General features: G+C 66.6%; 21 protein-coding genes. 10 read left to right on the plus strand and 11 right to left on the minus strand.

The window, feature by feature from the left end:
- Positions 1 to 71 precede the first annotated feature (71 nt).
- The gene (locus tag A3OK_RS0111370) at positions 72 to 1142 is read right to left on the minus strand and encodes an acyltransferase (protein ID WP_019904989.1); all 1071 of its coding nucleotides are present in this window, start codon (positions 1140 to 1142) and stop codon (positions 72 to 74) included.
- 545 nt (positions 1143 to 1687) lie between these two features.
- Positions 1688 to 2290 (minus strand): hypothetical protein, encoded by a 603-nt coding sequence (locus A3OK_RS0111375; protein WP_026597161.1) that lies wholly within the window; start codon positions 2288 to 2290, stop codon positions 1688 to 1690.
- A 329-nt stretch (positions 2291 to 2619) separates the two neighbouring features.
- Between A3OK_RS0111375 and pgeF the strand changes: the two genes are divergently transcribed.
- The 3 genes from pgeF (at position 2620) to A3OK_RS0111390 (ending at position 5466) form a co-directional block, all read left to right on the plus strand.
- Positions 2620 to 3390 carry a peptidoglycan editing factor PgeF gene (gene pgeF / locus A3OK_RS0111380; RefSeq protein ID WP_019904991.1) on the plus strand — a complete coding sequence of 257 codons (771 nt, stop codon included), beginning with the start codon at positions 2620 to 2622 and terminating at the stop codon, positions 3388 to 3390.
- A 269-nt stretch (positions 3391 to 3659) separates the two neighbouring features.
- Positions 3660 to 4487: a hypothetical protein gene (locus A3OK_RS0111385; RefSeq protein WP_019904992.1), complete on the plus strand. Its 828-nt coding sequence runs from the start codon at positions 3660 to 3662 to the stop codon at positions 4485 to 4487.
- Positions 4488 to 4758: 271 nt separating this feature from the next.
- Positions 4759 to 5466 carry a DUF2076 domain-containing protein gene (locus tag A3OK_RS0111390; protein WP_019904993.1) on the plus strand — a complete coding sequence of 236 codons (708 nt, stop codon included), beginning with the start codon at positions 4759 to 4761 and terminating at the stop codon, positions 5464 to 5466.
- 150 nt (positions 5467 to 5616) lie between these two features.
- Here the strand turns inward: A3OK_RS0111390 and A3OK_RS0111395 are convergent, their stop codons facing one another.
- Complete coding sequence (locus A3OK_RS0111395; protein ID WP_019904994.1) at positions 5617 to 6402, minus strand: L,D-transpeptidase; 786 nt, start codon at positions 6400 to 6402, stop codon at positions 5617 to 5619.
- Positions 6403 to 6779: 377 nt separating this feature from the next.
- On the opposite strand from A3OK_RS0111395, the gene A3OK_RS0111400 reads away from it, so the two are divergent.
- Both A3OK_RS0111400 and uvrC read left to right on the plus strand, forming a co-directional pair.
- Positions 6780 to 7511 (plus strand): hypothetical protein, encoded by a 732-nt coding sequence (locus tag A3OK_RS0111400; protein ID WP_019904995.1) that lies wholly within the window; start codon positions 6780 to 6782, stop codon positions 7509 to 7511.
- Positions 7512 to 7734: 223 nt separating this feature from the next.
- Positions 7735 to 9738 (plus strand): excinuclease ABC subunit UvrC, encoded by a 2004-nt coding sequence (gene uvrC / locus A3OK_RS0111410; RefSeq protein WP_019904997.1) that lies wholly within the window; start codon positions 7735 to 7737, stop codon positions 9736 to 9738.
- Between the two features lie 18 nt (positions 9739 to 9756).
- Here uvrC and A3OK_RS0111415 read toward each other — a convergent pair whose 3' ends face one another.
- Together A3OK_RS0111415 and A3OK_RS0111420 are read right to left on the minus strand one after the other, a co-directional pair.
- On the minus strand, positions 9757 to 10095 hold the full coding sequence (locus A3OK_RS0111415) for a type II toxin-antitoxin system RelE/ParE family toxin (RefSeq protein ID WP_026597163.1): 339 nt from the start codon (positions 10093 to 10095) through the stop codon (positions 9757 to 9759).
- Positions 10088 to 10372: a CopG family transcriptional regulator gene (locus tag A3OK_RS0111420; RefSeq protein WP_036302787.1), complete on the minus strand. Its 285-nt coding sequence runs from the start codon at positions 10370 to 10372 to the stop codon at positions 10088 to 10090. The genes A3OK_RS0111415 and A3OK_RS0111420 overlap by 8 nt, the downstream gene beginning before the upstream one ends.
- A 160-nt stretch (positions 10373 to 10532) precedes the next feature.
- Between A3OK_RS0111420 and pgsA the strand changes: the two genes are divergently transcribed.
- The 3 genes from pgsA to A3OK_RS0111435 are packed head-to-tail and all read left to right on the plus strand — an operon-like array spanning position 10533 to position 11881.
- Complete coding sequence (gene pgsA, locus A3OK_RS0111425; protein ID WP_026597165.1) at positions 10533 to 11132, plus strand: CDP-diacylglycerol--glycerol-3-phosphate 3-phosphatidyltransferase; 600 nt, start codon at positions 10533 to 10535, stop codon at positions 11130 to 11132.
- Positions 11133 to 11163: 31 nt separating this feature from the next.
- Positions 11164 to 11415 (plus strand): molybdopterin converting factor subunit 1, encoded by a 252-nt coding sequence (moaD, locus tag A3OK_RS0111430; RefSeq protein ID WP_019905001.1) that lies wholly within the window; start codon positions 11164 to 11166, stop codon positions 11413 to 11415.
- Between the two features lie 37 nt (positions 11416 to 11452).
- Entirely contained in the window at positions 11453 to 11881 is a 429-nt protein-coding gene (locus tag A3OK_RS0111435; RefSeq protein ID WP_155912007.1) for a GNAT family acetyltransferase, read from the plus strand.
- Positions 11882 to 11995: 114 nt separating this feature from the next.
- On the opposite strand, the gene A3OK_RS0111440 is transcribed toward A3OK_RS0111435, so the two are convergent.
- Positions 11996 to 12913 carry a metal ABC transporter substrate-binding protein gene (locus tag A3OK_RS0111440; RefSeq protein ID WP_019905003.1) on the minus strand — a complete coding sequence of 306 codons (918 nt, stop codon included), beginning with the start codon at positions 12911 to 12913 and terminating at the stop codon, positions 11996 to 11998.
- A gap of 202 nt (positions 12914 to 13115) precedes the next feature.
- Between A3OK_RS0111440 and A3OK_RS0111445 the strand changes: the two genes are divergently transcribed.
- The gene (locus tag A3OK_RS0111445) at positions 13116 to 14897 is read left to right on the plus strand and encodes an ABC transporter transmembrane domain-containing protein (protein ID WP_026597167.1); all 1782 of its coding nucleotides are present in this window, start codon (positions 13116 to 13118) and stop codon (positions 14895 to 14897) included.
- A 56-nt stretch (positions 14898 to 14953) separates the two neighbouring features.
- Entirely contained in the window at positions 14954 to 15991 is a 1038-nt protein-coding gene (locus tag A3OK_RS0111450; RefSeq protein WP_019905005.1) for an aldose epimerase family protein, read from the plus strand.
- Positions 15992 to 16078: 87 nt separating this feature from the next.
- Here A3OK_RS0111450 and A3OK_RS0111455 read toward each other — a convergent pair whose 3' ends face one another.
- The 5 genes from A3OK_RS0111455 to tesB all read right to left on the minus strand — a co-directional run bounded on the left by A3OK_RS0111455 (position 16079) and on the right by tesB (position 23433).
- On the minus strand, positions 16079 to 18826 hold the full coding sequence (locus tag A3OK_RS0111455; RefSeq protein WP_019905006.1) for a DNA translocase FtsK: 2748 nt from the start codon (positions 18824 to 18826) through the stop codon (positions 16079 to 16081).
- 232 nt (positions 18827 to 19058) lie between these two features.
- Positions 19059 to 20030 carry a TorF family putative porin gene (locus tag A3OK_RS0111460; RefSeq protein ID WP_245259344.1) on the minus strand — a complete coding sequence of 324 codons (972 nt, stop codon included), beginning with the start codon at positions 20028 to 20030 and terminating at the stop codon, positions 19059 to 19061.
- A gap of 305 nt (positions 20031 to 20335) precedes the next feature.
- On the minus strand, positions 20336 to 21850 hold the full coding sequence (locus A3OK_RS0111465) for an ammonium transporter (protein WP_026597169.1): 1515 nt from the start codon (positions 21848 to 21850) through the stop codon (positions 20336 to 20338).
- Between the two features lie 91 nt (positions 21851 to 21941).
- On the minus strand, positions 21942 to 22280 hold the full coding sequence (locus A3OK_RS0111470; protein ID WP_026597170.1) for a P-II family nitrogen regulator: 339 nt from the start codon (positions 22278 to 22280) through the stop codon (positions 21942 to 21944).
- A gap of 271 nt (positions 22281 to 22551) precedes the next feature.
- Positions 22552 to 23433 carry an acyl-CoA thioesterase II gene (gene tesB / locus A3OK_RS0111475; protein ID WP_026597171.1) on the minus strand — a complete coding sequence of 294 codons (882 nt, stop codon included), beginning with the start codon at positions 23431 to 23433 and terminating at the stop codon, positions 22552 to 22554.
- Positions 23434 to 23496: the final 63 nt, after the last annotated feature.

Below are 23496 nucleotides of genomic sequence, written 5' to 3' on the forward strand. Positions count from 1 at the left end.
TCGTCATACGCCTCAGCGACGGCGGTGGCCATAAGGCAGGTCGCTGGCCACGCTTGTTCGCGCAGGGACCATCAGGTCGCTGCGTCGGAGGATTTGGGGGTCGGCACCGCGCCCCGCAGCGACGCGGCGGATTTCTCGATCCACGCGATGATCTGCTTCTTGTGGTCGAGAACAGGCTTCTCGATGAAGGTCCACGACACCCATGCACAGGCGAGGGACAGCGGCAGGGCGATCGCGAAATAGCCCGGACTGGTCAGCCGGTCGCCGAAGATCTCGTAGGACAGCTTGATGATGGGGAAGTGAAACAGGAACACGCCGTAGGACAGGTCGCCGAACGGGATCCTGCGCAGGTTGGTCACGCCCAGCCACACCGTGACGTAGGCGATCGGAAAGGCGGCGAGATAGGAGGTCTCGCGATAGGTCAGCAGCAAAGCGGAGAGCAGGAGGCTCGCGACGAAGAGACGTCCGTCATGCGGAATGAGGTCCCGGTAGAGATAGGCGAGGACGCCCGCGAGGAAGGAAAAGATCAGCACCCGTCCGCCGAGTTGCGCATAGGGACTCTGATCTCCGGCTCCGATGGAGAACGCCGTCAGCCCGAGGACGACGAGGACGAGGCCGCCGCCGAACAGGGCTCGCCTGCGCGTCGCGCCCACGAATGCCAGGCCGATCAGCGCGAGGTAGCATTCGAGTTCGGTCGGGATGGTCCAGAGCTGCGCATTGAGCATCTGGCCTCCGATGACACCCGGCAGGGTATAGTGGATATAGCCGACGATGTTGAAGAAATAGGAATATAATTCTGGCGACGAGAAGTAGACGGAGAGCGGCAGGACCGTGAAGAGTGGCCCTAGGACCAGCGCTACCAGCACCGTCTCGAAGGCGAGCGCCGGGACGATGCGCAGCAGCCTCAACAGGGCGAACTGGTGCAGGCGCGTGCGGCCGAGACTCCCCGCCACGAGAAATCCGGACAGGGCGAAGAACATCGGCAGGATGGCGGCGGACAGCGCCCGATAGGGACCACCCCAGAACAGCCTGACCGACTCGTCGAAATTCGCGACGGAATAGGAGTGCCAGATCACGACGGAGACCGACAATCCTATCCGCAGGTAGTCGAAGCCCGCCGAATTGCCGGCTGCATTTACCATTTTTATGTTAAGAGATGGCATTTTCGGGAATACCAAAGCAACGGCGATACGGGCCTCACCGCCGAACAGTGTCCGGCTTGAGATCCCCATTGTATCTCGATTGTCTTTAGCCGTGCGGTATTCGCGCCGTTATTGTTAATGGCGTTGCCGGACGCCCGTTTGCGAGGCGTCGCGACCCCGATACCCAGCCAAGGTCATGCCGCGCGCTCATGAGATGGCCTCGCTCGATGGCGCGGCGGCGCAAGGCGATGAACGATGCCCGCGGCGCGGCGCCGCGCCCCCGCCGAGGGGGTTTTCAAGCCGGCGAACGCTGCCTAACTTGGGGTTCTCGCAACGAACGAAAGGAGGTGATCCAGTGTCTCATTGCCTAAATCAGCCGCTTACCTCGGCTTACCGGACCTGGACCTTCGCCTCCGGCGCGCACGCCTAGCGCGTCAGGCGACCCTTGATCGGGTTCGGCCGAACGGACAAGCGGTTCGGCAATGGAAGGGCCGCCCTCATGGGGCGGCCCTTCGGCTTGTGTGACGTCGGGACTGTGTAGCGGATCAGCGCTTCTGGAACAGCGGCTGGGCGAGGGCTTCGGCCCGTGCCATCCACAGGTCGCGATCCGAGGACGCGCGGTCGAGCTCGACGGCATCGTTTTCCGAGCGTGCGCGCGCATCGTCGAGTTCAGCGATGAAGAGTGTCTGCAGCTCGGCGAGGCGGTCCCGCTCGGCGCGCACCTCCTGGAGTTCGGCCATCTCCTGCTCCACATGCGAACGCAGGCGGCGCAGTTCCTGGGCGAGAAGGCCCTGGAGCTGGTCATAGCGGTCGATTTCGATCTTGAGCTTTGCCTTGAGCATTAGGTTCTCGGCCATCAATTCCGAGACGTCGTCCTCCTCGGTAGCCTCGGCCCTTGCAGGCGGCGGAACCACGCGGGGCGACCATGAAGCGGCCTGCGACTCCGGCTTCTCGGCCTGGACGGGCCGCTCGAACGGCGCCACTTTCTCGGAGGCCGGACGGTGCGCTTCCGCGCGTTGGAGCACAGCCGGGGCCGTCTCCTGAGGCATGGTGGCCGCCTTCATGGCCGCGAGCCAATCGCGCAGCGGTCCGGGTGTCGGACGTCCACTTGAATCCTGTGGCTGGTAGTGACGGGCTGGTTCCGACATCGCTCGCGTCCTCGTGTGCAGAGGCATTCGATCAAACCATGCTTAACGAAGCGTAAACGTTAAGAAACTTTCGCTGTCCCAAACCGTGGGCATCGGCTGCGGTCCGGTCACATGAGGGGGCTGTCCCCGGTCGTGCTCCGGGCCGGAACGCGCTATCGAGGCCGCGTCGGAACGGAAGGCGCGGAGGGCCTTCCGCACCGGCATGGGCTCCGCGTCCGGTTCGACCCTTCCAGCCTTTGCTCGGCATCGGAAGTCGTTCGAGAATTGACCTCCTCCCCCGGACCGACGTCATCGATCGTTCGCCAATCCCTTTCAGACGGACACCGCACATGCATATCGAAGCGTCCAGCCTCGCGGATCAGCCGGGCATCCGGCACGCCTTCTTCACCCGTCTCGGCGGCGTCTCGGACGGGCTCTATGACAGCCTGAACGGCGGGTTGGGCTCGAATGACGAAGCCGGCAACGTGGCCGAGAACCGGCGTCGCATGACCGAGCATCTCGGCGTCGCCCCGGACCGTCTCGTGAGCCTGTATCAGGTCCATTCGGCCGAGGTCGCCATCATCGATGGCCCCATGGCCCTCGCCGATCGCCCGCGTGCCGACGCCATGGTGACGCGCGTGCCGAACCTCGCGCTGGGCATCGCCACGGCCGATTGCGGCCCGATCCTGTTCGCCGACCCGGTCGCCCGCGTGATCGGCGCCGCCCATGCCGGATGGAAAGGCGCCCTCACCGGCGTGGTGGCCGCCACGGTCGAGGCGATGGTGAGCCTCGGTTCGGCACGCGAGAACATCGTCGCCGTGTTGGGACCGACGATCTCGCAGGCCGCCTACGAGGTCGGCGACGATTTCCGGGCACGTTTTTCCGCGGACGTACCGGGCTCGGACATCTATTTCGCCACGGGCGAGCGCGACGGCCACGCTCAGTTCGATCTGCCGGCCTTCATCGCGCGGAGATTGCGAGACGCCGGGATCGCCAACGCTTCGGCCCTCGGCCTGTGCACCTATTCCGATGCCGAGCGCTTCTACAGCTTCAGACGCACCACCCATCGCGGGGAGGCCGATTACGGACGACTGATCTCCGCCATCGCCCTCGCTGACTAGGAGAGTTTCGACTCGACCAGTGGGTGCGTCAATCTGCCATCGCCGGGCGGGCGTAAATCGCGGGGCCTTAGGTGAACCTTAGCCGTTCTGCGGTGTTTTCGACTCGCGTTACCTCTAGCGAGGTGATCGCTGCCACAAAGGGGCCGTGTTCGACACAAGCGGCGTGGTTGCGATGCAACAGCTTCCTAACGGTTGCTGTTATATAGACGGGGAACTGCGCAGGACCGGTCCAAAAAAACCGGCCGCGCTAACGAGTAGAGGACCAGACCATGACATCCTTCCTTCGGGGCACCACCGCCCTCGCCGGCATCCTGATCGCCGGCTCCGCTTTCGCTGCCGATCTTCCGCGCCGCGCTGCCCCGCCGATCTTCGTGCCGGTGCCGGTGTTCACCTGGACGGGCGCTTACTTCGGTATCAACGCCGGCTACGGCTTCGATGCCGGCAGCAACAGCGACCGCTACAACCTGCCCACCGGCTCCGTGCTGAACTCGGGCGGCACCAACGGCGTGCTCGTCTCGAACAACAACAACAGCCTCGAAGGCTTCACCGGCGGTGGCCAGGTCGGCTACAACTACCAGTTCACCCCGGGTTCGGGTGTGGTCGTCGGTATCGAAGCTGACGCCCAGTACACCGACTTCGGCAACAAGAGCCGCGCTGGCACCTACACCTTCACCGGCACCCCCGGCGCCGCCTTCTCGGCTCCCGCCGCCACGGCTCTCCTGCCGGGCAACGAGATGAACTTCTTCGGCACCGTTCGCGGCCGTATCGGTTACGCCTTCGACCGCACCCTCGTGTACGGCACCGGCGGCTTCGCCTACGGCGACGGCGGTTCGGGCAGCAGCGATTTCCGCACCGGCTACGCTGCCGGCGGTGGTATCGAATACGCTCTCCCCACCGACTCGTTCTTCAACTTCTTCAAGTCCTCGGCCGTCACCCTGAAGGTCGAAGGCCTGTACGTGAACCTCGAGCAGGACGGCCGCGGCGCCCGTTCGGTGTTCAACCCCGCCACCAACGTCATCGCGCTCAGCCCCTCGGCTCGCGAGACCGAGTTCGCCGTCGTCCGCGCCGGCCTGAACTACAAGTTCGGCTCGTACTAGGCCTTATCCAACCCGGTCTTCGCTCAAGGGCGGAGACCACGGTTTTCGAAAGAGAGTCCGGCCGAAAGGCCGGGCTCTTTTTTCTTGTGGCGGAAGCACTTGTCGCGCCCGGGCCTGCAACCTGTCCGAAATTTCATGCGCCGCGCCGAGCCGGCGTGCATCCGTAACGGCGAAGTTCGCGTTGCCCCCCTGACAAAGCCTAGGGCGCCACCCCATCTCGAAGGCGCCGAAGCGGCATTGGCCCGCAGGCTTCTTTCAGGAGGACGACCCCATGAACAGCGAAGAACGCGAGGTCATCGGCGGCATTTTCCAGCGTCTGGAGCAGGCTGCGAGCCAGCCCCGCGACGCCGATGCCGAGCGCTTCATCGCGGACAGGCTCCGCGCCCAGCCCTACGCGCCCTATGCGATGGCGCAGCTGATCTACGTGCAGGAAGAGGCGATCAAGAGCCTGAACGATCAGCTCGAACAGGCGCGCCAGGCGTCCCAGCAGCCGCAGGGCGGCGGCGGCTTCCTGTCGAGCATCTTCGGCGGCGGTTCGCGCCCGCAGGAGCCGCAGCGTCCGGCCGGTCAGCCCTGGGGCAACCAGGGCGGTCCGCAGCAGGGCTACGGTCAGCAACAGGGCTACGGCCAGCAGCAGGGCTATGGCGGACCGCAGCAGGGTGGACCCTGGGCCGGTCAGCAGGCTGCCCCCGCGCGCGGCGGCGGGTTCCTCGCCACCGCGCTTCCGATGGCGGCCGGTGCCGCGGGCGGCATGCTGCTCGGCAGTGCCCTGTCGAACGCGTTCGCGGGTGGTCATTCCGCCCTGGGCAGCGCGGCGGCGGCCGGGCTTCCGGGAGCCGACAGCGCGGCGTCGGGTAACGAGGATCTCGGCTCCGCCCTCGGCGGCGGCAACGACTTCCAGGACGCGTCGTTCGACAACGATACCGGCGGTGATTTCGGTGGCGATCTCGGCGGTGGCGGCGACGACGACTGGGTCTGAGTTTCGGCATCACGCGTCTGTGCGCGTGAAGCCTCGGTGACGATCGAAGGCCCGGCGCGCGTCCTGCGCGCCGGGCCTTTCTCTTGCGGATATTTCACTCTTGCGGATGTCTCGCAGACTTCCCGCAGAGCGATGCGGGATGGGCCGAAGCTACAGGACTTCGACCTTCGTCCCCACCGGGGTCCGCTCGTACAGGTCGATCACGTCCTCGTTCATCATCCGGATGCAGCCGGACGAAACCGATTGGCCGATCGTATGCGGCTCGTTGGTGCCGTGGATGCGATACAGCGACGAGCCGAGATAGAGCGCTCGCGCCCCGAGGGGGTTTGCCGGCCCGCCGGCCATGTGACGCGGCAGGTCGGGGCGGCGCTGCAGCATCTCCGCCGGAGGCGTCCAGTCCGGCCATTCGCGCTTCTGGCTAATCGTCTTCATCCCCGACCAGGCGAAACCCGGACGGCCGACACCGATCCCGTACCGGATCGCCTGTCCCCCGCTCTGGACGAGGTAGAGGAACTTCGTCTGGGTATCGATGACGATGGAGCCCGGCCTCTGGCGGCCATCGTAGGCGACGACCTGGCGTGCGAAGCGCGGATCGGGTGAGCGCTCGATCACGGCGGCCTGCATTTCCGGTGCGGGCTGCGACGGCAGGGCGGCGAGCCGCGTCCGCACGGGCTGGGCATAGGGATCCGCGACGGGAACGCGGTCGCCGGAGGACAGCATCTGCGGCATCGGCTGGCCGCCGTAACCAGTGGCGGCCGGGTGGCGCGGCAACACGCCATCGTCGGCCAGACCGGACCGCATCGCGCGCGGTGGCGTACCGTTGCCCGTCACCAGAAACTCGATGAAACCGCCGCCATAGCGGCCGGAGGCCGTCTGGGCCTGTGCGGTTCCTGCCGTCGTCGCCGCCAGGCAGGCAAAGGCGACGCACCACTCCATACGCTTCAACACGCGACACTCCAGGCCCAGCCGATCTCGCCCAAAGGCTGGCCGTGGACGACGAGAATCGCGTGAAAAAACGTGGTGAATCGTTCAGTTCGCCGCCGCCCTGCCGAGGCATTCGAAGAACAGCATGAATCGTCGGTAAAAAGCGGGCCCGGCCTTTGATCTGTTGAAGAAATGGCAACCACTTTGTCGGATGGTGGTTCGAGGCGTCTCGTGTCGGGAAATGCGTCGCTCCTCGAGGTGGCGGTGCCCGTGACAGGTTTGCCCCGTCTCCGACTTCGCGACCGCCTACCGAGTTTTGCCTTTACCAAGTCCCACCTCGATTAAGTCCTCGCCTCGACCAAGTCACTCCTGCCGGCTGATCATCCCCGATGAACATGAAGCGCTACCGCATCGAAGACAGCCTCGGTTTGGCAAGCGTGCGGCCGGTCGCGGAGGCCGCGCCGGGAGCCGAACGCTCCGGCGTCGATGCCGTGAAACTCGACGAGATCCTCTCGGCGATCCAGGATCTCCGCCGCGTCACCCAGACGAGCACAGTGGAAACCATCGACGCCTGCCGCAAGGAGCTCAACGAGGCCTTCGCCATGCGCTCCGAGCTCGACGTGATGAAGGGCGCGATCACCCGTACCAAGCAGGAGATCGCGACGCTCTATCACTCGGAAAACACCGGCAAGGGGATGAAGCGCGTCGCCGGCGAACTCGATGCGGTGGTGGAATCGACCGAGCAGGCCACCAGCGCGATCCTCGGCGCCCTCGAGGAGATCGAGACGAATGCCGGCGCGCTGCGTGCCATGCGGATCGCCGCCGGTCGCGACAACATCGACACGATCCTCGAACGCGTCATCGTCGCTTACGAAGCCTGCAACTTTCAGGATCTGACCGGCCAGCGCATCAACAAGATCGTCGGGGTGCTGAAATTCATCGAGGAGCACCTGGACCGGATGATCGAAGCCTGGGGCGGCCTCGATACGTTCAGCGAAATCCTCGGTGTCGTGCCGCAGGGGCCGAATATCGACGACGAGAGCTCGCTCCTCAACGGACCGAAGCTCGATAACGACCCGGGCCATGTTGACCAGGGCGATATCGACGCGCTGTTCGACTAGCATCCGATCCCGTCTCGACCGATCGTCCGGACACGAGAGATCGGCCGGGCGGACGCTGCCGCGACAACGTTTCGCTCTATCCGGAACGGTGAAGGAGTTCGGGCGGCCCCTTCCCTCGCAAATGCGCGGCGCTTAAGTCTCGCGCATGAGCCGCCAGCCCGCGAAAGACACGCCTTCCCAGCGAGACTCGTCGTCCAAGGCGGATTCGCCTTCGAGGGGCGACATGCCGCCCGATACGTTCGACGAGCGCGAGGATGCGGAGGAGGCCCTCGAGCATAGCGACGACGGGCCGGAGATCGATTTCGATTTCGAGGACGGTGCGGTCAAGGCCGGCACCGAGATCATCCGGCGCTTCTGGTCCACGCTGCCGTCGGGACCGGGCGTCTACCGGATGTTCGACGAGAAGGGCGATGTCCTCTACGTCGGCAAGGCCAAGAACCTCAAAGCCAGGGTCGGCTCCTACGCCCGCGGGCAGGCGCATTCCAACCGCATCGCCCGGATGATCTCGCAGACGGCGGCGATGGAATTCGTCACCACCGCCACCGAGACCGAGGCCCTGCTGCTGGAGGCCAACCTCATCAAGCAGCTGAAGCCGCGCTTCAACGTGCTGATGCGGGACGACAAGTCGTTTCCCTACATCCTGGTCACCGGGGATTCCGAAGCGCCGCAGATCGTCAAGCATCGCGGCGCGAGGCGACGCAAAGGCAGCTATTACGGCCCCTTCGCCACCGTCTGGGCGGTGAATCGCACCGTCAACGCGCTTCAGCGCGCCTTCCTGCTGCGCACCTGCACCGACAGCTATTACGAGAACCGCACCCGGCCCTGCCTGCTCTTTCAGATCAAGCGCTGCGCCGGCCCCTGCACCGGCGAGATCGGCCTGCCCGAATATCAGGCCCTCGCCGAGAACGCGAAGGGCTTCCTCGCCGGCAAGTCCAACGCCGTGAAGGACCGCATGCGCGAGGAGATGCAGGACGCGTCGGAGAAGCTCGAATTCGAGCGCGCCGCGCGTTTCCGCGATCGGATCAGCGCACTTTCCGCGATCCAGGGGACGCAAGGCGTCAACACCCAGGGGATCGAGGAGGCGGATGTGTTCGCCCTCGACGAGCAGGCCGGCCAGTTCTGCATCGAGGTGTTCTTCTTCCGCAACTTCCAGAACTGGGGCAACCGCGCCTACTTCCCCAAGGCCGACCGCTCCATGACGCCGGACGAGGTGCTGGGCTCCTTCATTGGCCAGTTCTACGACGACAAGCCGGCCCCTCGGGTCGTCCTCGTCTCGCACGCCATCGAGGATGCGGAACTGGTGGCGGCCGCCCTGTCGAGCCGGGCCGAGAACCGGGTCGAGGTCCACCAGCCCCAGCGCGGCGAGCGCAAGGCCCTGGTCGATTATGCCCGGCGCAACGCCAAAGAGGCCCTGGCGCGCCGGCTCGCCGACACCGCGTCGCAGGGCAAGCTCCTCGTCGCCCTGGGACAATCCTTCGGGCTGCCGTCCGCGCCGCGCCGGATCGAGGTCTACGACAACTCGCACATCATGGGCACCAATGCGGTGGGCGGAATGATCGTCGCCGGCCCGGCGGGTTTCGCGAAGACGCATTACCGCACCTTCAACATCAAATCCGAGGAGCTGACACCGGGCGACGATTTCGGGATGATGAAGGAGGTGCTGCAGCGCCGCTTCAAGCGCCTCGTTAAGGAGAACCCGCGCGTGCCGACCGGGGCGGCCCCTGAAGGCGGGGCGCCCGAATTGGCGCCCGAGCCGGATGGCGAGACCATGCCAGCCTGGCCGGATCTCGTCCTCGTCGATGGCGGCAAAGGGCAGCTCGATGCCGCGCGAACGGCGCTCGAAGAGATCGGCGTCACCGACGTCGCCCTGGTCGGCATCGCCAAGGGGCGCGATCGCGATGCCGGGCGCGAGACCTTCTTCGTGCCCGGAAAGCCGCCGTTCAAGCTGCCGCCGCGCGATCCCACCCTCTACTTCGTCCAGCGCCTGCGCGACGAGGCCCATCGCTTCGCCATCGGCACGCACCGGGCGAAGCGCAAGCGCGAGATGATCAGGAACCCCCTCGACGAGATCGCCGGCATCGGCCCGACGCGCAAGCGCGCGCTGCTCCATCATTTCGGGACGGTGAAGGCGATCCAGCGCGCGTCCCTGCAGGACCTGGCGACGACGCCCGGCGTCAACGCGGCCACCGCGCGGGCGGTGTATGATTTCTTCCAGGCCGGGGGCTGAACGAGGAGGGTTCGGAGATCAGCCCTGGTCCGGGACGGGTTCGTCCTGCGACCCGCGATACAAGGCCTCGTAATCCTTCCCGCCGTAGAAGATGTTGGTGATGCGGACCCTGTCATCCTCGACTTGGTAGGCGATCACGGCGGAATGCTCGAAGGGCACCGTACGAAGTCCGGCTGCGAGGTCATCGCGCGGGCGTCCGGCGTGTGGAGCATCTCCGATCCGATCGCAGCGTGCCTTGATTCTACGGACGAACGAGGCCGCAACTGCGGTATTTTCGCTCCATTGACGGACGAGGCGAAAAATATCTCGGAGATCGTCGAGTGCTTCCGGTCGATACGTGACCGGACGTCTACGCACTCGATGTCTCGTTCTCGTGGTCCGTGAACAAGCGCGTGAGTTGCTGGTCCACGTCCGACGCCGTCAGGTCCTGTCTCGAATCGTCGAGGGACCGTCGAACACGAGCCCGGATCGCGGCGAGCCGCTCTGCATCTTCCAACCGCTGACGCTGCCAGACCCGAACCGCATCCCGCATGACTTCGCTGGTCGATGCATACTCACCGGCTTCGACACTGTCGCGCACCACCCGAAGGAGGTCGGGTGTCATGGTGATGCTGATCTTTTCAGCGGGCTGCATATGCGGAAATCCCAGCGTATCGAGGATCGGTAGCATAAAATCCGACCTGCCGCATCCTGGCTGCGCAGACGCCGTTCCAAGGCGGTAGGGCACCGTGGCAGGATTACAGTTTGCATCATCGCGGTTGACCCCTCCCCCGGCCCATGGTTTCACCGCGTCGATGACTGTCCTTCCCATCCGACGCCGATCGCCGGCCTGGACGCTGGCGAACTGCCTGACCTATGGGCGTCTTGTGGCCGTGCCGGTCGTGGTGGCGCTGCTGTTCTGGCCCGAGGAATATGGCGCGCGGTTCGCGGCGCTCGGCGTGTTCATCGCCGCCGCCATCACCGATTATCTCGACGGCTACGTCGCGCGGACCTACGACCAGAGCTCGGCGCTGGGCCGGATGCTCGATCCGATCGCCGACAAGCTCCTCGTCGCCGCCTGCCTGCTGATGCTGGTGGCCGACCAGACGATCCATGGCTGGAGCCTCTGGGCCGCCATCGTGATCCTGTGCCGGGAGATCCTCGTCTCCGGCCTGCGCGAATATCTGGCGGAGCTGAAGGTCGGCGTTCCGGTAAGCCGCGTCGCCAAGTGGAAGACCACGCTTCAACTCGTGGCGATCGGCTTCCTCGTGGCCGGCAAGGCGGGCGAATCGATCCTGCCGAACACGATCTGGACCGGGACCACCCTGCTCTGGATCGCGGCGGCCCTGACGCTCTACACCGGCTACGACTATATGAGGGCCGGCATCCGGCACGTGATCGACGACCCGCGCTGATCCGCTGACGCCGTATCCGGAAAGGCAGACGATGAAGCTCGTGTATTTCGCCTGGGTGCGCGAACGCATCGGCAAGGCCGAGGAAATCGTGAGCCCGCCCGCCGGGATCGACACCGTGGCCGATCTCGTCGGCTGGCTCAGCGCGCGCGGCGAAGAATATGCATACGCGTTCGAGAATGCCGGCATCGTGCGCGCGGCCATCGACCGGGTCCACGCCAAGCCGGATGCCGCGATTGCCGGGGCGGCGGAGATCGCGTTCTTCCCGCCGATGACCGGTGGCTGAGCCATCGGCTCGGCATGTCTCGAGGACGCGGATGCCGATGGACACCGCAACCCGCGCGTACCGTGACGGCGATCTCGGACAGGTCGTGGCCCTGTGGAACGCCGCGGGCATCGCGCGGCCCTGGAACGATCCGGCCAAGGACATCGCCTTCGCTCGCCGAGACTCGCACGCGATCGTGCTCGTCGCCGAGACGGGCAGGCGGATCGTCGCCACGGCCATGGTCGGCGAGGACGGGCACCGCGGCTGGGTCTACTACGTCGCCGTCGATCCGCAGCACCGCGATCGCGGTCTCGGCCGGCTCATCATGGACGCGGCCGAGCGATGGCTGGTCGCCCGTGGCGTCTGGAAGATGCAGCTTCTCGTGCGTGAGGAGAACGTCGCGGTTCGGGACTTCTACGAACACCTCGGCTATCGCGACACCCGGACGATCTGCCTGCAGAAGCTCATCGGGGACGCTGCCGGCTGAATCCCGCGCCGGCTTTTCGCGCGGGACCTCCGATCGGGTCCCGCTTCGTTCCACACGTTCGGGGCGGCGCATGCGCGCGACCTCGGCGGTCACTCTCCCCCGTGCATCACTGGGCTACTTCTTCCCCAGCGCGGCGCTGAAGGCGGCGAGGTTGCTGCGCATCATCGCCACATAGGTCGCCGCCGGACCGCTCGGGGCGGAGAGGGCGTCGGAATAGACCTTTCCGCCGATCGTGGCGCCGCTCTCCCGCGAGATCTGCTGCATCAGGCGCGGGTCGGCCACGTTCTCGAGGAACACCGCCGGGATCTTGTCGCGGCGGATCTGCCGGATGATCCGGGCCACGTCCTTCGGGCTCGCCTCGCTATCGGTGGAGACGCCCTGCGGCGCGATGAAATCGAGGCCATAGGCGGCGGTGAAATAGCCGAACGCATCGTGCGTGGTGATGATCCTGCGATGATCGGGCGGGATCGCCGCGATGGCGCTGCGGATGTCGGTCTCCAGCCTGTCGAGCGTGGTGAGATAGGCTTTCGTGTTGGCGGCGTAATCGGCGGCATGATCGGGGTCGATCGTCGCCAATCCGTCCCGGATGTTGGCGACATATGTCCGCACGTTGGCGATGCTCTGCCAGGCATGGGGATCGTCGTGGTGGACGTGGCCCGCATGCCCTCCCCCGTGATCGTCGTCGCCCTCGATCGGCTTCACGCCCTTCGTGGCGACGATGACCGGGGCCTTCGTGCCGGAAGCCTTGATCAGCCTGTCGAGCCAGCCTTCCAGACCGAGCCCGTTGACGACGACGAGACGGGCGGCGGCGAGCTTACGCGCATCTCCCGGTGCCGGGTTATAGCCATGCGCGTCGGCGTCGGGACCGACGAGGGCCGAGACCTCGACCCGGTCGCCACCCACCTGCTTCACCAGATCGCCGAGAATGGAGAAGGTCGCCACCGCCTTCAGCGGCTCCTCGGCCTCCGCAATCCTGCCGAACGCGGAGAGGGCGAGTGCGATGCCGAGGCACGCCGCAGCACCCGACTTCATGACGTGACGTCTGGATCGCATTGCTGTCGCCCTTGCAGCCGCCTCCCCCGGCAACGGGGCGGCCTGATGCTCTGGCTGGACGTCTAATGTAACACTATCACATTGCCAAGCCTGGCGGGTTCGCTTGATCTTCCCGCGATCGACCGGCAAACCCCCGGATCGAACGCCGGGAGCCACCCCGTGCGACAGACACTGGATGATCATGGCCCGTCGGCCGCTACTGCGGGGTGAGACCCTTCCCCTCCTCGGCCGAGTCTGGCGCGAATGGCTGCGACCGCATCGGGCCACGCTGGCCGTGGTGCTGGTGCTGATCGCCATCGTCGGCGCCGCGACGGGGCTGTACCCTGCCCTGATCAAGGGCGCGTTCGACGCGTTCGACCACAAGGACCCGTCCGCCCTCACCTACGGCCCGCTCATCGTCATCGCCATCACGTCGATCCGCGGCTTTGCCCTGTTCGGCCAGACGGTGCTGACCAACCGGGTCGTCACCCGCGTCGAGGCCGACATGCAGGCGGCGCTCTACGGACACCTCATCGATTCCGATCTGGCTCAGCTCGGGCGCGAGAGCCCGGCGGCGTTCACCCAGCGCTTCACCACGGATTTCGCCTTCATCAAGGAGGCGCTGACACGCATATCCACCGTGCTGCTGCGCGATCTCGCCATGCTGATCGCCCTCGTCATCGCCCTGATCTGGATGGACCCGGTGCTGACCCTGGTGGCGGGCGTGGTCGTGCCTTTCGTCGCCGGCCCGATCGGCCGCATCGGCAAGAAGCTGCGCCGGGTTTCCACGACGACGCAGGAGCAGATGGGCCTGACCGCGAGCCTCATCACCGAGAGCCTCCAGGGCGCACGCATCGCCAAGACCTACGCCCTCGAATCCTACCTCAAGGACCGCGCGGCGGGCGCGTTCGACAATGTCCGCCGCCTGAAGATGAAGGCGGCCAATGCTCGCGGACGCCTCGACCCGCTGATGGAGGTCGGCGGCGGCTTCGCCGTGGCCGCCGTGCTGGTCCTGGTCGGCCAGCGCGTGATGTCGGGTGACCGGACCGTGGGCGATTTCACCGGTTACGTGGCGGCGCTCCTCCTGGCCGCACAGCCCGCCCGGGCGCTCGGCACTCTCAATGCCATCCTTCAGGAAGCCGGCGCGGCGCTCCAGCGCTACTTCGCCCTGATGGACGAGGCGCCGCGCATTCGCGAGTCGTCCGAGGCCGTGCCACTGATCGTCACCGGCGGCGAGATCCGCTTCGAATCCGTGCGCTTCCGCTATCGCGAGGACGCGCCGGCCCTGGAGGGCATCGATCTCGTCGTCCCCGCCGGCGCCACCGTCGCCCTGGTCGGACGCTCGGGCTCGGGCAAGTCGTCGCTGCTCAACCTCGTCCCCCGTCTGTACGACGTGACCGCCGGCCGGGTGCTCATCGACGGCGCGGATCTGCGCGAGGTCACGATCCCGTCTTTGCGCGCCGCCGTGGCGGTCGTCTCCCAGGACGTGGTGCTGTTCGACGACACGATCGCCGCCAATATCGGCTTCGGTCGCCCCGGTGCCACCCGCGCGGAAATCGAGGCCGCCGCCGAGGCGGCCGCCGCGCACGGCTTCATCAGCCGGTTGGCCGAGGGCTATGAATTCCGCGTCGGTCCCTCCGGCGGACGCCTGTCGGGGGGCGAGCGCCAGCGCATCTCCCTCGCCCGCGCCTTCCTGAAGGACGCGCCGATCCTGCTCCTCGACGAGGCGACGAGCGCCCTCGATTCCGAATCCGAGCGGCTGGTCCAGGGTGCGCTCCTGCGCCTCATGCAGGGCCGGACCACCCTCGTCATCGCGCACCGCCTCTCCACCGTGCGCGATGCCGACATGATCGTGGTGATGGAGGCCGGCCGCATCGTCGAGACCGGAACGCACGAGGTCCTGATCGGATCGCAGGGCGGTTACGCGAGGCTGCACCGCATGCAGCTCTCGGGCGACGTGGAAGAGCCGGCTCCCGCACCCTGAACCGCGCCCCGCGCGTTGAGGCCGATCGCAATCCCGATCGCGGAGCGGATGAGAGCATGGCAGCGGATTCGTTCGGACGGACGAAGGACGGGCGGGACGTCGCCCGTTACGCCCTCTCGCGGTCGCGCCTGCGCGTGCACATCCTCGATTACGGCGGCGTGGTCAGCCGGATCGAGGTGCCGGACCGGAACGGGACCTGGGCCAACGTCGCCCTCGGAGCGCGGGATCTCGCCGGATACGAGGCGAGCGACGCGCATTTCGGCGCCATCATCGGCCGCTACGCCAACCGCATCGCCAAGGGGCGATTCAGCCTCGACGGGCACGAGTATCGCCTGCCGCACAATGCCGGCGGCAACACCATGCATGGCGGCCCGGTCGGGTTCGACCGACGCATCTGGCGCGTGATCCGCGCGGACGACACCGCTCTCGTCCTGGCCTATCGCTCGAGCGACGGCGAGGAGGGCTTTCCCGGCACTCTCGACGTTGAGGTCGCCTATTCCTTGAGCGACGACGAGACCCTGCGGATCGACTACGCGGCCTCGACCGACCGGCCGACCATCCTCAACCTGACCAACCACAGCTATTTCAACCTTGCCGGCGAGGGCTCCGGCGAGGTGCTGGCGCATCGGGTCGCCATCGCGGCCGACCATTACCTTCCCACCGATTCCGAGCAGATTCCGACCGGCGAGATACGGCCCGTGGCGGGGAGCGCCTTCGATTTCCGCGAGCCGAAGGCGCTGGAGGCCGGCATCCGCGACGCGGATCCGCAGCTCGCCCTGGCGCATGGCTACGACCACACTTTCGTGCTGCGCCACCCCGGAGCCTTGCGGCACGCGGCCTCCGCCCTCGATCCGTCGAGCGGACGACGCCTCGACATCGCGACGACCCAGCCGGGATTGCAGCTCTACACCGCCAACATGCTCGACGGCGCGGTGATCGGGTCGGGTGGGCGGCTGTACCGGTCCGGCGATGCCGTCTGTTTCGAGGCGCAGGGATTTCCCGATGCGCCGAACCGCCCGAACTTTCCCTCGGTCGTGCTGCGCCCCGGCGAGCGGTTCGCGGCAACGACGGCCTATCGGTTCACGGCGGAATAGACCCGCCCCGGTCTCACGGCGCCCGCTTTCGCCTCGGGCGTGTCGGATTAGGGAGCCGCCGGGGGCCGTGCCCGTGACCCCGCCGGATCATAGCTCGTGCGGGTCGGGCTCCACGAGGATGTCGCGCTTGCCGGCATGATTGGCCTGTCCGACGATGCCCTCGACCTCCATCCGCTCCATCAGCGAGGCGGCGCGGTTGTAGCCGATCTGCAGCCGGCGCTGGATGTAGCTGGTCGAGGCCTTCTTGTCGCGCAGGACGACCTGCACCGCCTGGGCGTAGAGGTCTCCGCCGCTCTCGCCGAAGCTGCCCTGGTCGAACACCGCACCGTCCACTTCGATCTCGTCGATCGAGCCCTTGCCGGGCTTTCCGCCGCCCTTGCCACCCTTGTCGTCCTCCTCGCCGTCATCGGCGGTGACGGCTTCGAGATAGGACGGGCGGCCCTGGCGCTTGAGATGGGCGACCACGCTCTCGACTTCCGAATCCGAGCAGAACGGGCCGTGGACGCGGGTCGTGCGCCCGCCGCCGGCCATGAACAGCATGTCGCCCTGGCCGAGCAGCTGCTCCGCACCCATCTCGCCGAGGATCGTGCGGCTGTCGATCTTGCTCGTGACCTGGAAGGAGATCCGGGTCGGGAAGTTCGCCTTGATCGTGCCGGTGATGACGTCGACCGAGGGGCGCTGCGTCGCCATGATCAGGTGGATGCCGGCGGCGCGCGCCATCTGCGCGAGGCGCTGGATCGCGCCCTCGATGTCCTTGCCGGCCACCATCATCAGGTCGGCCATCTCGTCGACCACGATGACGATGTAGGGCAGCGGATTGAGGTCCATCTCCTCGGTCTCGTAGACCGCCTCGCCGGTCTCGCGGTCGAACCCGGTCTGGACCGTGCGGGTCAGGATCTCGCCGCGCCCCCTCGCTTCGGCGAGGCGCGCGTTGAAGCCGTCGATGTTGCGCACACCGACCTTCGACATCTTCTTGTAGCGCTCCTCCATCTCGCGCACCGCCCATTTGAGGGCGATGACCGCCTTCTTCGGATCGGTGACGACCGGAGACAGGAGATGCGGGATGCCGTCGTAGACGGACAGTTCCAGCATCTTCGGATCGACCATGATCAGGCGGCACTCTTCCGGCTTCATCCGGTAGAGCAGTGACAGGATCATGGTGTTGATGGCCACCGACTTGCCCGAGCCGGTGGTGCCGGCGACCAGCAGGTGGGGCATCTTGGCGAGGTCGGCGATGATCGGCTCGCCGCCGATATTCTTGCCGAGGCAGAGGGCGAGGCTCTGCTTCGTCTCGGCGAAATCGGTCGATGCGAGGAGTTCGCGCAGATAGACCGTCTCACGCCGGGCGTTGGGTAGTTCGATGCCGATGGCGTTGCGGCCGGGAACGACCGCGACGCGGGCTGAGACCGCTGACATCGAGCGCGCGATATCGTCCGAGAGCGAGATCACACGGCTCGACTTGGTGCCGGGCGCCGGCTCCAGCTCATAGAGCGTCACCACCGGGCCGGGGCGCACGGCGAGGATGTCGCCGCGCACGCCGAAATCGCTGAGCGTCGCTTCGAGCAGGGTCGCGTTCTGTTCCAGCGCTTCGGTCGAGACCTGGCTGGCCGGCGACAGTCCCGGCGCGTCCGCGAGCAGTTCCAGGGCGGGATGGGCATAGCCCTCGGCGCCATAGGCCGGAGCCGGAGGCGCGCGCCGGATCGGCGCCGGTGCGGGAGACGGTGCCGGAGGCGTGACGCGGGAGCGCGGCGAAGGCACCGAGGCGGCCGGCTCGCCGGGCATGTGGAACGCCTCGTCCCCGTCATCCGGCTCGTCGTCGTGCAGGATCGGTTCGGGAGCCGCGCGGCGCGGGGTCTGACGGGGCTCGGCGACGGTCGGCGCGTCGAAGACGGGCTCGCGACGGGTTGAGGGCGCGTCCTGGCCCCCTTGACCGGCTCCGCTGCGGCCATGGCTCCCGCTATCCTGGGGCGCATGGGTCGACCACGGGATGTCGTCGCCATCGGAGAAGGCGCGGCGCGCGGCCAATGCCGGCGATGCGCCGGCATAGGCGAGATCGGTGGCGGCGGCCGCGCGGCCGGCGCGCCACTCGGCCAGTCTCGCCGCGATCGCGCTGCGTCCACCCATCAGCAGATGGGCCAGGGTCCCGAGCGAGACGATGCCCAGGCTCGGCTCGTCCTCCTCGTAGCGGCCGTCGTGCCGTGCCGGGGACGGCGAGCGCTGATGCGACGCGGACGGGGCCGGCTGGTCATAGGCCTCGTCCTCCAAAGTCGCCCCCGCGCGGCAGGCGCCGGTGAGGCAGAGGATCGCGATCGCCGCGAAGGCGAAACCGACGAGGGCCGCGGCCGGCGACGCGATGGCGCCGACGATGAGCCGAGCGGTATGGATCAGGGCATCGCCGGCGACGCCGCCGAGCCCCGTGGGCAAGGGCCAGCGTGCGGTGGGCGGAAGTGCGCTCGCCACCGCGCTCGCGGCGAAGAAGCCGATGATCCAGAGGGTGAGCCGCAGGCCGCCGCGGGGCAGCTCGCGCGACCGCATGAGCTGAACGCCCCAGAAGGCCGGCGGCAGCGCGAAGGCGAGTGACCCCAGCCCGAGGAGCTGCATCGCGAGATCGGACACCACGGCACCGCCGGTGCCGAGCACGTTGTGTGCGGCGTGGTCGGTGGCGTGGTTGATGCTCGGATCGTCGATGGACCAGGTCGCCAGGGCGACCGTGAGCGCGGTCGCGCTGGCGAACAGGATGAGACCGCCCAGCTCCGTCATCCGCTTCGCCATGAATGGCCGGAAGCTGTCGACGAAGGTGTCGTAAGGCGATGCGGAACGGCGGAGCGAGCGCATACGGGACCAGACGCAGGGAGAAACGATCCGGTAACGCTAAGTCGACCGAGTTAACGTCCGTTTAAGGCTTAGAGATCGTTAGCGCCGCCCACAGACATGTTCGCGTCTTGGCAGTCAGGACCATGGTGGAGCGGATTTCCTCTTCGGCTCTCCGCAGCCCGATTCGGAGCGCCAACGAAGAAAGGCCCCGGATCGCTCCGGGGCCTTCGTCGTCCATCGCCGAGCTTCTCGCTTAGCGGAAGAGGTTCATGAGACCGCCCGGCTCGGCGTAGATGCCGGGAGCCGCAGTGGAGGTCTGGAAGGTGATCGAGCCGATGACGGCATCGCCGCACCACCGCGAGGTTCCGCCGTTGACGAAGCCGCGGAAGTCGCCGGTGAGGGCGAAGCATTCCTGCTTGCTCAGGTCGGTGTTGTGGTAGCGGACGTCGAGGACGATGTTCTTGTAGGTGTAGGACAGGCCGACGTTCCCGTAGAGGTAGCTCGGGAGGTTGAAGGCGGTCTGGAGAGTGGCCGAGGTCTTGGCGGCCCCGAGGAAGTAGTAGCCGAGCTCCGACGAGATCGAGAAGCCGCCGGAATACGCCTCGGGCAGGAACGAGAACCACGTCGCCGGCAGGGTGTAGGCGGCGGTGCCGGAGGTGTAGGTGCCGTTGGCGTGCTGGCCGAGATAGTTCGGCGAGTAGAACACGTTGAGGCCGAGGGTCAGCGAATCGGTCGCGGTCCAGGTGCCCTTGGCGGCGTATTCGAGGAAGTCGGTGTTCGCGGTGGTCAGCGGCACGTTGAACCGGCCGAAGCCGTTGGGTCCGAACAGGCGCTGCTCGTTGGGGTAGAAGTAGTAGATCACGCCGAGATCGAGGGCGAACTTGTCGTAGGTCGGGCGGATACCGGCGGTGAGATCGAATTCCATGTCCGGCTTAGTGGGCAGCCGGGTCTGGTAGGTGGCAAAGCCGGTATAGGCGAAGCCGCCGAAATACTGAGCCTCGAAGAAGGACTGGTAGCTGCCGTCGCGGTTCGACTGCGACACACCGCGGAAGTTATAATCCGTCTGGTAGCGCGAGCCGAACGAGAAGCCGATGAGCGGATCGGGGGCCTTGGCCTCGACCGGCATGACCTTGGGAGCCGGCATGTCGGCAGCGTTGACGGTGCCGACGCTCAGGAAAGCAGCGAGGGAAGCGGCGGTCCCCAGCGCGGTCAACTTCAGTGTCATGTCTAAGCAGCCCCAGTTATTCTGTGAGTTGCAGCGTGCCCAATCCATCTGATCTTCGCAAAACCAACTTTGATGCAATTGCCTACTAAACAGGCAAATCGAGCCTAGCCGGGGACTTGGGTAGGCGATGTTGTTTTTTGATCACATTTTAGCCGCACTCCGGCGAGGTCGGCCGTCTTGAACGCGAATCGACGTCGCCGTTTCGTTCGCGGCGAATGGTTAATCCCGCGTTAATTCATGAGAAAAGGCCCCGGTTGACGAGCAACTGGGGCCTTCATCTCAGTATTAGGGTACGGGCGACGAGCTTAGTAGTTGTAGGCGCGCTCGCCGTGATCGGCGATATCGAGGCCTTCGCGCTCTTCGTCCTGGGTCACGCGCAGACCGATGGTCAGGTCGACGAGCTTGTACAGGATGGCGGAGCCGATGCCGGACCACAGCAGGGTGAAGCCGACGGCCTTGCCCTGGGCCAGCATCTGCGTGGCCATGTCGTAGGTGCCGAGGACGAGTTCGCCCGGCTTGGTGGTGTAGTCGGGGATGCCGACGCCGCCGAGATCCGGGCTCACCAGGATGCCGGTCGCGAGGGCGCCGAGGATGCCGCCGATGCAGTGCACGCCGAACACGTCGAGCGAGTCGTCGTAGCCGAGCGCGTTCTTCACCGTCGAGCACATGATGAAGCAGGCCGCACCGGCGACGAGGCCGAGGACGATGGAGCCCATGGGACCGGCGAAGCCGGCGGCGGGGGTGACGGCCACGAGGCCCGCGACGGCGCCGGAGAGCATGCCGAGGAGCGACGGCTTGCCCTTCAGCATCCACTCCACGAACAGCCAGGAGACGGCGGCAGCGGCGGTGGCGACGAAGGTGTTGATCATGGCGAGGGCGGTGGTGCCGTTCGATTCGAGGTTCGAACCGGCGTTGAAGCCGAACCAGCCGACCCAGAGCAGCGAGGCGCCGATGGCGGTCATGGTCAGGGAGTGCGGGGCGAGCAGGTCACGGCCGTAGCCGATACGCTTGCCGAGCATCAGGCAGCCGACGAAGCCGGCGATGCCCGCATTGATGTGCACCACGGTGCCGCCGGCGAAGTCGAGGGCGCCCCACTTGAAGATCATTCCGGCATCGGCATTGACCGCGTCGAGGGCCGCCTGGGCCGCAGCCTTGGAGGCGTCGTCCGTGGCATCGGCCAGGGCCTTCGCCGCGTTGCCGACGACGTCGGGTCCGCCCCAGTACCAGACCATGTGCGCCATCGGGAAGTAGATGAGCGTGACCCAGAGGACGGAGAACACGATCAGCGCCGAGAACTTCATCCGCTCGGCGAAGGCGCCGACGATGAGGGCCGGGGTGATCATGGCGAACGTCATCTGGAAGCAGATGTAGACGTATTCGGGGATGACGACGCCGTTGGAGAAGGTCGCCGCCACAGAGTTCGCGTCGACACCCTTCAGGAAGACCTTGGAGAAGCCGCCGACGAAGTCGTTAAGACCGCCGCCGTTGGTAAAGGCCATGCTGTAGCCGAACAGGACCCAGAGCAGGCAGACGATGGAGGCGATGGCGAAGACCTGCGTCAGCACCGAGAGCATGTTCTTCGTGCGGACGAGGCCACCGTAGAAGAGGGCCAGGCCCGGCACGGTCATCAGCAGCACGAGGGCGCTGGAGACCAGCATCCAGGCGGTGTCGCCCTTGTTCGGAACCGGTGCGGCGGCAGCGACCGCGGCCGGTGCGGACGCGGCTTCCGGGGTCGGCGATTGTGCGAGGGATGGCTCGATGAACAGAAGGGCCAGCGCGGCGCCTCCCATCCCGAGCGCAAGGGCATTGCGAAGTTTCATGGAAACGGAACTCCCGGTCGCGGTGCGATGGTGACGTGAAGGAGGGACAGAGGGACTGGCCGGAACGAGGATGCCCGGCCCGGCGGAGCGGTCAGAGCGCGTCGATGTCGGTCTCGCCGGTGCGGATGCGGACGGCCTTCTCGAGGGGCACGACGAAGATCTTGCCGTCGCCGATCTGGCCGGTGCGGGCGGCGGCGGCGATGGCGTCGATGACGCTGCTGGTGAGATCGGACGCGACCGCGACTTCGATCTTCAGCTTCGGGAGGAAGCTCACGGCGTATTCGGCGCCGCGGTAGATTTCGGTGTGGCCCTTCTGGCGGCCATAGCCCTTGACCTCGGTGACCGTGAGGCCGTGGACGCCGATGCCGGTCAGGGCATCCCTGACCTCCTCGAGCTTGAACGGCTTGATGATAGCCATCACGATTTTCATGGGCGGCGCCCCCTTGTTCTGGATGCCCCGGTCGCCGGCCCGATCTGCGTCGCGGCCCGGTATTCCGGTCAATTCGCACCGGCCGGAATGGCCAAGCGATCGGCGCCCCTCATTCAAGGACTATGCCAACGGGAACTTTTCCGGGTTTGCCGTTCTGCACACAAAGTGATCGATCACTGACGCGTGATCGAGCGAAGATCCGGCCAATGTTGCCTCAAAATAAATCATTCAGATGATATTCTAATCAAAGTGACGGTGCATAAAGCATAGCTCAGGGCGAGCCCGCCGTTTCATCGCCGATCGGGCGGATCAGCCCCTCCTGCGCGACCGAGGCCACGAGCTTCCCGTCCCGCGTGAAGATCGATCCCCTCGCGAATCCGCGCGCTCCGGAGGCGACCGGGCTCTCCTGTACGTAGAGAAGCCAGTCGTCGGCGCGGAAGGGGCGGTGGAACCAGAGGGCGTGATCCAGGCTGGCGGATTGGATCGTCGGGTCGAACACGGTCCTTCCGTGCGGGATCAGCGTGGCGTCGAGAAGCATGAGGTCGGACGCGTAGGCGAGGACGGCGCGATGGATGGCGGGATCGTCCGGCAGGCGCTCCCCGGCCCGGAACCAGACATGGAAGCGCGGCTCGCGCGGCGCGCGCGACATGTACCGCTGCACCTCGACCGGCCGTAGCTCGATCGGCGTGGCGCGACTGAGATAGGCGCGCATCGTCTTCGGGATCGACGGTCCCGCCCGGGCGGCGAGAGCGGGCGCGTCCAGCAGCGCCTCCGGCTCCGGGACGTCCGGCATGGCGATCTGATGAGAAACTCCCTCCTCCTCGCTGTGGAAGGAGGCCGACATGGCGAAGATCGCGCGTCCGTGCTGATGAGCCACGACCCGGCGCGTCGCGAAGCTGCGCCCGTCGCGGATACGCTCCACCGCATAGTCGATCGATGCGGCCGGGTCGCCGCCGAGGATGAAATAGGCATGGAGGGAGTGTGGCGGACGGCTCCCCTCCACCGTCCGCGACGCGGCGACCAGGGCCTGCCCGAGAACCTGGCCGCCGAAGACCCGGAACCAGCCGGTCTGGATGCTCTGCCCCCGGAACAGATCGTCGTCGAGGGGGGCGAGGTCGAGGCAGGCGAGGAGTTCGTCGACGGATCCGGTCATGCGGGCCTTTCGCCGGGCAAGGATGGCGCTGCGAACCTGCATCATGCAGTCACGGAGAATGGC

It is taken from the genome of Methylobacterium sp. 77 (assembly GCF_000372825.1).
In the GTDB taxonomy this organism is placed as follows: Bacteria; Pseudomonadota; Alphaproteobacteria; order Rhizobiales; family Beijerinckiaceae; genus Methylobacterium.